The organism is Plebeiibacterium sediminum, from assembly GCF_026013605.1.
Taxonomy (GTDB): domain Bacteria; phylum Bacteroidota; class Bacteroidia; order Bacteroidales; family Marinilabiliaceae; genus Saccharicrinis; species Saccharicrinis sediminus.
Genome location: NZ_JAPDPJ010000406.1, coordinates 1 through 318 on the forward strand (window position 1 = coordinate 1; position 318 = coordinate 318).

Sequence of the window (318 nt, forward strand, 5' to 3'; positions counted from 1 at the left end):
ACCATCGGCGCTAATGGGCTTAACTTCTCTGTTCGGAATGGGAAGAGGTGGAACCCCATCGCTATAACCACCTGAATGTCTTTCTAGATTTTAGACGATAGATTAGAGACTTATAGACTCTATCTATTCTAACACTCTATTCAATATTTTTTAATCTATTAGCTATGATCTCTCTTCTAATAGTCTTTAATAACATACCAGCTCAATCAAAATCACATGTCGCGCTTTAACGCCCAACTAAAAGTTTCGGGTAATTAGTACTGCTCAGCTTTGATGTTACCACCTTTACACCTGCAGCCTATCAACGTCATCGTCTTT

The 318-nt window shown here is 38.7% G+C and carries 1 rRNA gene; it reads right to left on the reverse strand.

Annotated features, from left to right (window positions below):
- A 5S ribosomal RNA gene (gene rrf / locus OM075_RS25980) occupies positions 1–75 on the reverse strand; the annotation flags it as partial.
- Positions 76–318: the final 243 nt, after the last annotated feature.